Source organism: Chroococcus sp. FPU101, from assembly GCF_017312365.1.
Taxonomy (GTDB): domain Bacteria; phylum Cyanobacteriota; class Cyanobacteriia; order Cyanobacteriales; family Microcystaceae; genus Chroococcus.
The window spans coordinates 1-12,865 of the sequence record NZ_BLJI01000063.1; the positions used below are offsets into that span (position 1 = coordinate 1).

The window sequence follows — 12,865 nt, forward strand, 5'->3', positions numbered from 1 at the left end:
CAAATAGATACGAGAAAGATAAAGAAAAAGATGCTTGGTTTAAACAATCTGGGATTCTCTGCATTGAACATTATAGTGCAGAAAAATGTTATAACTCTTCAAAAAAAGTGGTACATGAGTTTTTAAGTATTTTGTCTAAGTTCAAACGATAAGAAAAAGATTTGTTCTAATATTGTTGTAGAAAGAATATATAACAAATAAAGCTTTATTTGTTATATATTGTGGACGTTGTGTAAAAGATAATGCTTGGAGTGAGGAACTGCTGAAAGAATTAGAGGATGATGCTGAAGTAACGATCAGGCAATCCTCAAATAGTTATGTTCTCGATTCTTCGATTAAAACAGATTACAAAATCAATTAATTGGTGGTAAATTCTGATGATGCAGTTCCAGACACAGTTCTTTACCAAAGAAAATTTTCTGGCTGCCATCGGGTAGAACGTACCCGCACCAATTCCTTTGAAAAATAAACAATAAAAAATAGCACACAATAAAGATTCCTTGAATTCCTAAAATTCCAGTAATTAGTAAAGTTCGTTTCCATCTAACCAATTTAATCATTTTAAAACGCTCTTGCCTTATCTTGTTCTTTTTTTGAACTCACGTTATTTATATAAAAAATATTAGCAAAGACTTAGCAATAATAATTTGCTTAACATTTCTTTTTTATTGTCCAGTATGTTTCAAAAAATCTAATATATTGTAGGCTAGACTAATTCGTTCCTCAATAACTTTTTGTAGTACCTCATTTTTACTAAGATCTATACCTGACACATTAAGTTTAGACTCAATAATTTTTTGCAAACTACTTTCATCAAGTGAGAATCCATGATCTTTTCGATACTGGTTAACAAAATCGTACCAACGTTTCATATCTAAAGGATGTTTCGTGTGCCATGTATCCGTATTTAGCCACTGGTAAAGAGTCTTTTCAGTTTCGGGCTGAAGTTTCATCATTGTTTTTATTGCTCAATTAGATAGACTATGATTGTATAATTCCCAAAAAGCTAAAGTTGAATAACAGATTTTGGTAATTCTTTTAAAATTGAATATAAGGTGCATTGACAGAAGTGTTTGAGCAATACAGTAATAGCTATAAGTCTTTGCCAAAGTAGATCTAAAGGAGAAACACTATGGATAAACTTGCCTACACCAATTACCTCGGTAGACAGTAATTCTAATTTCATCTAAAGTGACTTAGCAATCTAAATTCATCAATTAAAGCGGATGTGAGAATTCGTTGAATCGGGATTACTTCGTTTAATAGATGACCATAAAATAGCCGTACATTGTCATAAGTATTAATTATTAGTTTTCCTTGTTTCTCTGTAAAGTAAACCTCACGAGTAAAATCAGGAACAAATAGAATCTTTTTTTCTCCATCAACTCGTGGTGTTATGTCTAATAACTCACCTTTTTGATTTTTCCAAATTGAGTGGAACTCCGCTTCAGTGCTTCCAGTAAGATTGTCTTGCCAAATAACCCAACCATATTGAATTGCTCCACCCTCAATTTGGCTTTGTATGTAAGTATTAAGATGGCAATTCTTCGGTTCTGGATTGAAGTTTTTCAATTTTGACAGTTTAAGCCTAATACTACTAGATTGTTTAATCTTAAGAAAGCGCAATAAATCCTTGATGGTGTTATCAATTACTTTAGGGGTGGTAAGCATCATAAACATGAACTCTCTTCTTTTTAAGAATTTAGATCAATTTTAAGGACAAAATAAAGCTTAATTTAGCTTTATAAGACAGGTATAAATATGTCTCTAAAATGGTTTGGGTAAGCTGTAACTTTTATAAGTTGCAGCTTTGGCTTGGTGGCAGTCTAGATAAAATACTGTTAGTAGGAGACAAGTTGAAATAAGGCAAGCTATCAATAATCGTTTCATGGTTAGAACATCTTACAAGTTTAATAAGCTTATCGTTCCCAAAATTTTTAGTAAATTCTACAAATTTTTAATTATGTTCAGTGAATAATTTCAAAATTTTTATCATCCTCAAAAATACGGAATTACAACAACTTAATTTAAATTTACTGAAATTGTTCAGTAAATCTACTTAAATAAAAAATTAATAGCAATACATTATTTAACAATAACTATTGTTATTTATTTTGAATAAAGGGAATTCTAGCTAATAAGAGAGAACACAACGATTAGCAAGGATTATCTCGATTAATGGTCGCTCAAGTACAATACTCACCAGAAAATCAGTTTGAAGAAAGACAAGTTGAACAACTTCGACAAATCTTGAATTATCCGATTAAACAAAAAGATCCTAAAGGCTCTAGTTTTTGGTTTTTACGTTCTGGAAAGGATCAAGAAGAAGCGACCGTTACTTGTCCGATCGCCGTCAGCTTTTATGATGAATTAAATGATCGCTCAGATGATGAGCTAAGAAAGTTTCTCTCCTCTGACAAAAACGATGCAATAATCCGTAAGCATTATTTAGGACGAGTCGCTGAAGATCAACCCGTAATGTATTTACTACTCCCAACGCAACAGAAACGGGGAAGATGGGCTTTTGTTTTGCCAACCGAATCTAAATTAAGACAACGTAGCATTCAAACTCTTGGCTGGAATGAAGAAGATTTACAAGCAAGAATTAATCGACTGAAGCAAGAATCCCTTGAATTAACTGATCGAGTAACCGAATCAATTGTTAGTCGTGTTCCACAGATTGACTGGATTTTCTGCAAACCGACTAAAACAGCTAAAGAATTAGCGATCGAGTTAGCTAGAGTAACCCGTGACATCGAAAAAGCAATTCCTTTAATGTACAAAGCTGAATCGAAAGATGGATACTTGCATAAGTTACTAGACAGTTTTCAAAAAGAACTACTACCCAACTTAAAACTAACATCAAATGATGAAAAAGATTACAGCTTTGCCGATATCTACGCTCAGACAATCGCCTATGGTTTATTCACAGCCAGAGTTTTTAGCTTTGTCAAAGACCCACATTTGGATTTTAATAGAGAGACGGCTTGGAAACAATTACCCGAAACCAATCCATTCCTACGCCAGCTATTTAAAGATATCTCTGAACAACCTGCTTCTGAACTAGGAGACGAGTTAGCTGATTCGATTTTAGAAGCGATCGCTATTCTCAGGGCCGCTAAGATGGACGCAATCTTGGTAGACTTCCGCAGCAACTTTAACCAAGAGGATATTGTCATCCGTTTTTATGAGGATTTTCTAGCTGCTTACAAACCTCAGATGAGGGAATTACGAGGAGTTTACTATACCCCCGAAGCTGTCGTTTCTTATATGGTAAGGTCGGTAGATGAATTGTTGAAAGATAAGTTTAATAAACCACTGGGTTTGGCTGACCCAGAGGTAATGATTCTTGACCCAGCTTGTGGAACAGGGACATTTTTATTGTCGATTTGTAAGCTAATTTATCAACGATTTCACGAGTCACCAGATGTTTTGACAGAAGGGTTAGCTGATAACTCGTGGACTGGTTATGTAAAAGAGCGATTATTACCCCGAATATTTGGGTTTGAGTTGTTAATGGCTCCCTATGCTATTGCTCATCTTAAATTAGGATTGTTTTTGGAGGAGACAGGTTATCAATTTAATAGTGGTAAGCGATTAAGAGTTTATTTAACAGACTCTTTAATAGAATCTGCATCAAATAAACCAGAAATTCCTTTTGAAGAATTTATTGCTGCTGAGGGAGACGCAGCAATGCAAGTAAAGCAATTAACTCCAATCATGGTTATTATAGGCAACCCGCCATACGCCAATTTTGGAGGGATGAATAATGGAGTATGGATTAAGAATTTAGTTCAAGAATGGAAACCTCCAGAGGAGCAGAAATGGAATCCGGATGATTTTATGAAATTTATGTGTTGGGCGCAGTGGAAAATAGCACGCACTGGTCATGGAATCCTTTCATTTATCACCAATCATGTATATCTAGATGGAATAACACATCGTGTTATGCGAAAAAGTTTGCTTCAAAGTTTTGAGGAAATACATATAACTGATTTACATGGTAATTTCTATAAAAAAGAAAAATCTCCCAATGGTTTACTTGATAGCAATATTTTTGGAATCAGAACTGGTGTAGCCATAGGAACATTTATTCGCAAGCCCATACGAGAAAGCAAAGTAAAATTATCTTATGTAGGTCTTTTGGGAACACTAAAAGAAAAAGAAGCTAAATTATCAAGTGAGACTACTTCATCAATATTATCTGTAAATATTGATGATATTGAATTTAATTCTTGTTTGGGTTCTCTGTACTTTTACACTAATAAATCTTTCAAAAATATAGAAGAATATTGTCAAGGACACAGTATAAAAGAAATTTTTTCTGCTGAAAGCAAAGCATATGGTATCAAAACAGATAGAGATGAGCTATTTTTTGATTTAGATAGTAATAGTTTGTCAGAGAAAATAAAAGTGTTTTATACAGATAAAGGATTAAAACCTCCTTTTTCAGAAAAATATAACGTTAAAGATTCATCGAGCTATAGATTATTACCTCGCAGACAAAATACTTCTTTCGATGATTTATATATACACACTTGCCTTTATCGACCATTTGATGAGCGTTGGCTTTACTACAACCCTTACCTAGTTAGCCGTCCTGCATGGGATGTTATGCGTCATATGCTGTTAGAAGATAATTTGAGTCTTGCAACAACGCGCCAGATTAATGGAGAATTTACTCACGTTACTGCAACATCAGCATTAATTACTGATTGTACTCTTTCATCAGAAAGTAAAGAAAGGTCTTATCTTTTTCCATTATATGTTTATACAAATCTTCAAAATTATGAAGCTATTTTTCATAATTCTCTTTTAGAAAGAGAAAAAATTCCTAATATTTCCCAAAATTTCCTTAGCGACATCACCTCAAAACTTGGCTATACCCCCACACCAGAAGAAATCTTTTATTACATCTATGCTATCTTCCACTCGCTTACGTATCGCGCTCGTTACGCCGAATTTCTAAAAATTGACTTTCCCCGTGTTCCCTTAACCAGTGACAACGACTTATTTATCCAACTCGCCGAATACGGTGAACAGTTAGTACAGCTTCACCTGATGGAATCACCACTACTAGATAGCCTTATCACTCGATTTGAGCAAAAAGGCGGTAACTCTATTGTAGATCCAGGACATCCTAAATATATTGCTGGTACAGTCATCATCAACAGAAAGGGCGATCGCTTCGTGGGTTTGCCTGAAGAGGTATGGAACTTTTACGTTGGAGGCTATCAGCCTTGTCAAAAGTGGCTCAAAGACCGTAAGGGAAGACAGTTAAGTGATGAAGACATCCTGCATTACCAGAGAATCGTCGTTGCCTTACAAGAGACGATACGACTGATGCAATTAATTGATGATGCTATTCCCAGTTTTCCAATCGAGTAAAAAAATGGCTAAATTTTTAACGACCAGTGCTACTAACTATTTTTTAGAGGAATTAATCAAATCAACCCATGACAAGCTGATCTTGATTAGCCCCTTCTTGAAATTAAATGAGCGCATCAAAGAACTGCTAGAAGATAAAAACCGCCTTAAAATCGATATTCGTTTAATTTATGGAAAAAATGACTTACAACCCGAAGAAATTAACTGGTTAAAAGAATTAAATTATATCCGTACCAGTTTTTGCAAAAACCTTCATGCCAAATGTTACCTTAACGAAGATAGCTGCATTATCACTAGCCTCAACCTCTATGAATTTAGCCAGATTAACAATAATGAGATGGGTGTCTTCATTGATCGCTCTACCGACAATGAATTATACAAAGATGCTTATGAAGAGGCACAACGAATTATTCGGATCAGTGAAGAAGTAAAGATAACACTAGAGAAAATTATTAACAATCAACAAGAGGAAGTTGAAGAAGCAACAGGCAAATTAACGACCTCAAAACTAGCTAGAAAGATTGGCTTGAAAACCGACCATCTTTTAGAAAAGCTTCTAACGATGGGATATCTGGAATTAAAAGAAAGAAAGCATTACCTTACCGCCAAAGGTAAAGAAATCGGTGGCGAATTTAGAATGAGTAAAAAATTTGGCCCCTACTTTCTGTGGCCAGAAAGTTTAACAATTTAGCACAGTAGCAAAACCAGTGATAGAAACCGTCATCGCCAAATACATCCAACAGCAACGTCCTTACTACAACTTAACTGAGAAAGTTAAGGGTATTGAAAATCAGTATTGGCTTATTTTCAAACACCGTGATGCTGATAATTTGCTCCATAATATCATCAGCTTCATTGGCTTTGGTAATAAACAATCAACTTACAAACTGCTACGGATCGATATCAATGAGGCGATCGTTTATGAGTACATCCCCAAACGAGAAGGGAACTTACCCAGTAATACCCTCCTGCGTACCAGTCGAGTGTCAGTCATCGCCAATTTCCTAGAGTTAATCAATGCCCAAAAGGAAGAAACTTTACTAGCAGGAAGCTTTCTTGAAATAAAATTACAAAGACGGCGCAAGTTTACTCTACCCAACGACCTCGACAAATATCGGGCTTTTTTAAGTGCTTATTTAGAAAAGACAAAGCTTTACCGACGCTGTACCGCTTTCTTTAACAGTGGCATCCTCAAACTTTACTCTGAACCCTTAGAAAGTTTAGTCCGTAACGAAGGGGAAATCCGTCTACTGATGGACTGGCAGGGTTTTACCGATCAACGGGATGTTAAGGAATTAGAAAAACTGTACGATCCAACGTATCGGGAACAGTACATTAAGCGATCGCTTCAAACCTTCCTCTCAAAGCTAGAGGAGAACACTTTCAACAGCACTCAGTTGTTAGCCGAACTGGTACGCTTGGAGATCCTAAAGATCAAAATGGTAAAAATGGAGCCGAATCGAGCCATCTACCATAAGAAGACGGGCATTCTCAGTGATCACTTGGGCAACCACATCGAGCATGACGGATCAGATAATTTTACTTTAGCGGCTCACTCCAAAAATGCTGAGAGTATCACCTTCCTCTACTGGAACGATAAGTTAGATGGAGAAGCCATTGAAGAGGCGATCGCTACATTTGACCAAGAATGGTTTACTTCTTCTGAAGTTTTTGACTTGAGTCATGAGTTTCTAAACCAAATTCTCCTTGAAAAAGAACGTCGTTTTAAAGCCACTCAACCCATCATCAAAACAGTTACCCCCCATGAATGGAGGGCTGGAGAATCCGTAATAGTAAAAATCACTGGTCATAACCTTCAAGACATCACAGCACTTTCCATCCCAGAAAATGATTTAATTACCTTCACCTTATCTAAAAATACTCAAAATCAATTAGACATTCAGGTGACAATCGCGCTCGATCATCCCTCTCAAACTATTACCCACCTTACTTTAGTAACTAACAAACAGACTTACTCAATCGGACTCCCAATTCCAATCGAGATCAGTCAACCTTTACAAATCCCAGACTACCCAGAAATTGAAGGATATCGAGAAGCGATCGCACAAATTTTAGAAGGAAAACAGGGAACACCTGAAGATTTTATTTACTCTCTGGCCATGCAGCGTCGCCATTTGTGGGAAGTCAAGCCCAGTAATTTACTAGATGAGTACATCGAACAAGGATTATTATTTGAACACCAAAAATCAGGCGCACAACATTGTTACCGAATTCTACAAGATTTTGGTGTGGCGGTCTGTGCTGATGCGGTTGGTTTAGGTAAAACTCGACTGGCGGCGGCAGTAGCTCGACTAACAAGAGAAGAAAAAGGACAGGTTAAAATTGCCATCATTGCTGCTCGTAAACTTCATGATAACTGGAATCGGGAGATGGAAACTCTCGGCTTTAAGGACAATGAGTATGAGCTATACAACAAGAACTTAATGAGTCGAAAGGGAGCCTTTGTCGATAACTTCAACCGCTATGGTGGGCCAGATCTAGTTATTATCGATGAAGCTCATGAAGGAATCCGTAACTATAACAACCGTATCCACAAAACCTGTTTGGACATCCGCAATCAAGATCGTGCCAATAACCGAGAGCGTTTTTATTTACTTCTGACCGCAACACCCTGGAACAATAGACGAGAAGATATTTACAATCTCCTTAGCCCTTTCCTGAGCAAACCTGATGGTTTTAAGAATTTAAACTTTCCAAGTGAAGTCCCTCAGTGGTTTGAGAACCGTGAGACAGGGTTAGAGAACTTTACCGACAATACCCTAATCTTCCGTCGAACCTATCGAGAGCTATTCTTGCAGCGTACCCGTAAGATGCTTATTGATGCGACTCCAGACTTAAACCTCTATGCTAAACGAATCGCCGAATGGCTACCTGTCGAATTTGAACCGACTACCGAACAAGCCTTAGAAGAAATTTTTACTCAATTTGAAGATAGTTTATACATTCCTTCCGCCGACCCCATCCGTTATTTGACAGGCTCGGTCGAGAGGCGATCGCTACTGAATAACCAACGACGGATGTTCTTACAACGGGCTGAATCAAGTATGTATGCCCTACGTTTAACAATTCGTAATTTTTCAAGTCGGATTGAATTAGTTAAAGAGCGATTGAGTAATGTGGAGCAAGATATTGATGGCTTACGTCAATTTCTTTTGATTCATTATGGCTTTGAGTCTTCTAAAGCAAAAGAACAACCTGAATTGATCAATTATGGTGAAGAATGGGAAGAAGAAGACGATAATGATGAACCTGAAGCCGATTCATCCGAACAACGTCAACAGTTAATCAGTGCGATTGATAATGCAACTGATGCACTAAGTACCGAGCCAACTAAAGTACAAGAAATTTTTCAGACTCTTTTCGATCACTGCGATCGCGATCTAGAACGACTTGCACAGATAGCAAAGCTATTGGAGACTGAGTTTGTCAAAGATCATAAACGTGAACAAGTCAAAAATAAAGTTAAAGAATTAGTCACTCAAGGACAAAAAGTTTTATTAATCTCTGTTTTCTCCGATACAGTTATCGATTATTACCGTTATCTAAGCAAAGATCCAGTTATTGCTGATGCAGGGATTGGCATGGCGATCGGGAGTGAAAAACGATATTATTGCGATGACCATCAAACTGTTAAATACGCGAATAGTAATTTTTATCTTAAAGATCGAGAAATTGGAGTAAAACGGCTTGAACTCTTTCGTCGATTTGCGCCAGATGCTACCTGTCGCACCTCCGAAGATTATCCCAATCAAGATGAGCAAATCTCCGTTCTCATCGGCTCAGAAACTTTATCCGTTGGTCAAAATCTGCAAGATGCCAATTATTTAATCTGTATCGACCTTCCCTATAATCCGATGGTCTTAGAACAACGTATTGGTCGAATTGATCGTCCAAAGAAAATTCCAGTTGAATACATTACTATTTATTACGCTAACAGCCAAAGTCAACTGTTGAGACAAGCAACTCGTCTCAATCACCTACATAAAAAACTGATCGGGGAATTAGCTCAACCTGAATTAGCGACAACAGGTGGAAGTATAAATCCGATTGCGACTTTAGATCCTTTGGGTGCATCTATTTACGGTGATACCTTATTTGATGACGAAGTGTTACCTGGATATGTCAACTTTATCCATAGTCTTGTCAATGTAAGAAGTTTTGAACAAGAACATTTGCAAGAGCAATTTTTAACCCAACGTGAAACTAACCGAGATTTGATTACTCAACATGAAATCCTTCATTGCGAGGAAGTCGCTAAACTGATTGAACGAATGGGAAAAAATTATCAACCTAACCCGATGGCTGTTGGTTTAAGCGATGGCTCTGAGCCAACTTTACTAGCTACTTTGACCGTTAATTATTTTGGGCCTAATGGTGAACCAATAACAGACCAACAAACAACGCTTTATTGGAATGACTTAACAGGTGAACAAGATTCTTACGGATTAGCGATCGCTACTGGCTTTAAAACACCTCAAATGAATCAAACGTTACCTGCTTCAACGGTTGTTGAACTCTCAAATACACTGTATAAAAAGTTGTTGTTCTTAAAACAGTCATATCAAGAAGAACTCGAAATGCCTGAAACAACTGAAAATGTGGCGGTTACATCTCAACGAATTTCTCTTCTTCAAAAACGATTAGTGACGATTACTGAATTACCTCAAGGTATAGATAAAGTGATAATCAGGGCAACTTTATCCAAACTTGGTCAACATCGAGAAATGAAAGCGGTACAGAAATTATTAAAAGATTTTACTGATGGAGATAGTAGCCAATTAGAAGATGCAGACTTCCTTTTAAAATTAGTTAACGATACTGCTGTTTTGAGTCTGTTAGATTATCAAACGATTAAAGCTACTTCTCTAAGTTTTAAACTAAATTCTTTATTGGTACGAATTTAAAACCAATAATTTTTCTGCCAAGATGATAGTAATTAGAAATCATTGTTTATCGGTTATTAAATGAGGTACGCGAAATTAGTCAAACTCGGTGGAGAGTTAATTGAGGCGAAAGTAGCAAACTATCCAGACTATCATGGGTTTCTGCGCTGCCCTGAATGTGGAGAACCCGTCTTCTTGCGAAAAACTCATCAGAGAGGAAACATTATTATTCCTGATGCTTTTGTTCATCATAAAGCTGTTGCAGAAATATCAGTTTGCGAACTTAGAGTTGGTCAATATGATAACGAAAATGTAATTGCCCAAAATGCGATCGCACGTGGACAACGCTTAAGTCAACTAAAGATTAGCCTTTGGAAGTACCTAAAAACTAGCCTAGCTTTTAATTTCAAGCATTGGTCGTCTTATGTGGCTGACACTAAACGAGTCAAAATGTTTCAAGAAATTGTCCAATATGGGCAAGAAGTTATAAAGTGCAATCATGATTTTATTATTAATAGCACCTTGCCTCGTTGCTCTGATTTAATTTTGTCGAATGATGAACGAGTGGCAATTTCTCCTTCGATGAAAAAAACAATTGAAACTTTTCTCAAAAAACGCTCACGCGACTGGAAACTCCACATTCAAATTACCAGCGAAGCTCTAGATCTTTTTATAGATTCGCCTTCCATGCTAGAAATTCGTTATCGCCTTTGCTGTTGTCTGTGTCATCCGAAAATCCTAGAATCCATGCCCGAATTGTTGGATTTGGATGCTTCAACTGATGAATGGAGGCAAAAATTCTTAGCTTATCTAACATTACAAATTGTTTTTGCCTTTTTATTAATCGATTGGATCTCGATCTGGAACGATTAAAGGCTGTCTTGAATGAGTGTCTAACTTTTTTGGCTCTCCTCTAGATTTTTGTCCAGCCATTTTTCGAGAGTGGCTAATTTTTTTTTCAATTGTAACTTAGCCTTTCCCTCAATCGAGTATAACGTTGTTGCTCGTTCTGCTGTTTAACAGCGATCGCTATCGCCTTACTCGACCCCACCAAAATGACCAGCTTTTTCCCTCTGGTAATCGCCGTATAAATTAGATTACGAGAGAGCATCACATAATGCTGTAAATACAAAGGTAAGATGACGACTGGATACTCAGAGCCTTGACTCTTATGTATCGTGATGCTGTAGGCTAGGGTAATTTCATTAAGATCAGCATAATCATAAACAACTTCTCTCTCATCAATCTCAATGACCATTTCCTGTTCAGTTGGGTCAATTCGAGTAATCGTTCCTAACTCGCCGTTATAGACCTCACGATCATAATCGTTTTTCAGTTGAATGATGCGATCTCCTTCTCGAAAAACCATGCCACCCCTAGTTATTTCGGCTTTAGTCAAACTAGGAGGATTAAGTAATTGTTGAAGTACTCCGTTAAGATTACGAGTTCCAACAATTCCTCTTGTCATTGGGCAAAGTACCTGAACATCAGTGGCAGGATTAAAACCAAGCTGAGGGATCAAGCCTTGTAGCAGTTCACCAATCACTTGTACGCCATGTTCTGGCTCAGTTCCGCCATTGTGCCACAGACAATCCGACTGCGGTTGATTAGAAATCGCTTCGAGTTGAGGATACTGACCTTTGTTAATTTGATGGGCAACTCTGACGATCGCACTACTAGCCGCTTGTCGAAAAACCTGAGTGAGTCGAATAACGGGAATTCGTTTTGATTCGATTAAATCTCTCAAGACATTTCCTGGCCCGACAGAAGGAAGTTGATCAGTATCGCCAACGATGAGCAGTTGCAGATTCTGCGGGATCGCCTTAATGAGTGAGTGTGCCAGAAACAGATCTAGCATCGAAGCTTCATCGACAATCAGTGCATCACAAGGCAGTAAGTTATCTAATCCTCGTTTGAAACCACGAGTCGCGGGATCGAATTCGAGCAAGCGGTGAATTGTTTTTGCTTCGAGTCCCGCCATTTCACTGAGTCGTTTGGCGGCGTGTCCTGTCGGGGCAGCCAGTGCGATGCCGTAGGCACGCTTCGCGCACGTCTTACCCATTGCTTTCCACAAAGCCGTGATCACTTTCGTTGTCATGGTTTTTCCTGTTCCAGGGCCACCAGTCAGGATCAGAATTCGTGAATTGGCTGCCATCTCCACCGCTTCGAGTTGTTGTTGAGATAACTGCATTCCTTTGGCTTGCGTAAAACGCTCAATCCAGTTCTTGACTCGCTCTGGGTCAATGGCTACAGGACGTGATAAATGGGATAAGAGAAGCTGTGCTAAGTTCTGTTCGGTATGGAAGAAAGTCGGTTTGTAGCATAAAGGCATCCCTCCTTCGCCCTTGTCGATGATTAGCATTTTTTCTGAGGTCATCCCTTCAACGATCGCTTTGACTGCCTCTGGTTCAGAAGAATGGTTGTTGGTACTGAGTAATTGCACCGTCGCCTTGACCAGTTCAGGCAAGGGTAGGAAACAGTAGACTTCTTGCAAAAGTCAGATCGGAAGAGCACACGTCTGAACTCCATCACGCCAATATCTCGTATGCCGTCTTCTGCTTGAAAAAAAAAAA

General features: G+C 37.8%; 8 protein-coding genes. 4 read left to right on the forward strand and 4 right to left on the reverse strand.

The genetic code is table 11. The annotated features are described in order from the left end of the window. Positions 1 to 353: 353 nt before the first annotated feature. From CFPU101_RS23965 to CFPU101_RS23975, 3 genes are all read right to left on the reverse strand, one after another. Positions 354 to 560 (reverse strand): hypothetical protein, encoded by a 207-nt coding sequence (locus CFPU101_RS23965; protein ID WP_206818227.1) that lies wholly within the window; start codon positions 558 to 560, stop codon positions 354 to 356. Positions 561 to 665: 105 nt separating this feature from the next. Further along, positions 666 to 956 (reverse strand): hypothetical protein, encoded by a 291-nt coding sequence (locus tag CFPU101_RS23970; protein WP_206818228.1) that lies wholly within the window; start codon positions 954 to 956, stop codon positions 666 to 668. A gap of 226 nt (positions 957 to 1,182) precedes the next feature. After that, a complete protein-coding gene (locus CFPU101_RS23975; protein ID WP_206818229.1) occupies positions 1,183 to 1,674 on the reverse strand; it encodes a hypothetical protein in 492 nt (163 codons plus the stop codon). A 504-nt stretch (positions 1,675 to 2,178) separates the two neighbouring features. Between CFPU101_RS23975 and CFPU101_RS23980 the strand changes: the two genes are divergently transcribed. Genes CFPU101_RS23980 through CFPU101_RS23995 form a run of 4 tightly spaced genes read left to right on the forward strand, consistent with a single transcriptional unit; the run spans position 2,179 to position 11,165 of the window. After that, positions 2,179 to 5,388, forward strand: a complete 3,210-nt coding sequence (locus tag CFPU101_RS23980) for a type ISP restriction/modification enzyme (RefSeq protein WP_206818231.1) — start codon at positions 2,179 to 2,181, stop codon at positions 5,386 to 5,388. Between the two features lie 4 nt (positions 5,389 to 5,392). After that, complete coding sequence (locus CFPU101_RS23985) at positions 5,393 to 6,079, forward strand: phospholipase D family protein (protein WP_206818233.1); 687 nt, start codon at positions 5,393 to 5,395, stop codon at positions 6,077 to 6,079. A 16-nt stretch (positions 6,080 to 6,095) separates the two neighbouring features. Then, on the forward strand, positions 6,096 to 10,313 hold the full coding sequence (locus tag CFPU101_RS23990) for a helicase-related protein (protein WP_206818235.1): 4,218 nt from the start codon (positions 6,096 to 6,098) through the stop codon (positions 10,311 to 10,313). 60 nt (positions 10,314 to 10,373) lie between these two features. Next, a complete protein-coding gene (locus CFPU101_RS23995; RefSeq protein ID WP_206818238.1) occupies positions 10,374 to 11,165 on the forward strand; it encodes a hypothetical protein in 792 nt (263 codons plus the stop codon). An 85-nt stretch (positions 11,166 to 11,250) separates the two neighbouring features. Here the strand turns inward: CFPU101_RS23995 and CFPU101_RS24000 are convergent, their stop codons facing one another. Then, entirely contained in the window at positions 11,251 to 12,759 is a 1,509-nt protein-coding gene (locus tag CFPU101_RS24000; protein WP_307730480.1) for an AAA family ATPase, read from the reverse strand. Positions 12,760 to 12,865: the final 106 nt, after the last annotated feature.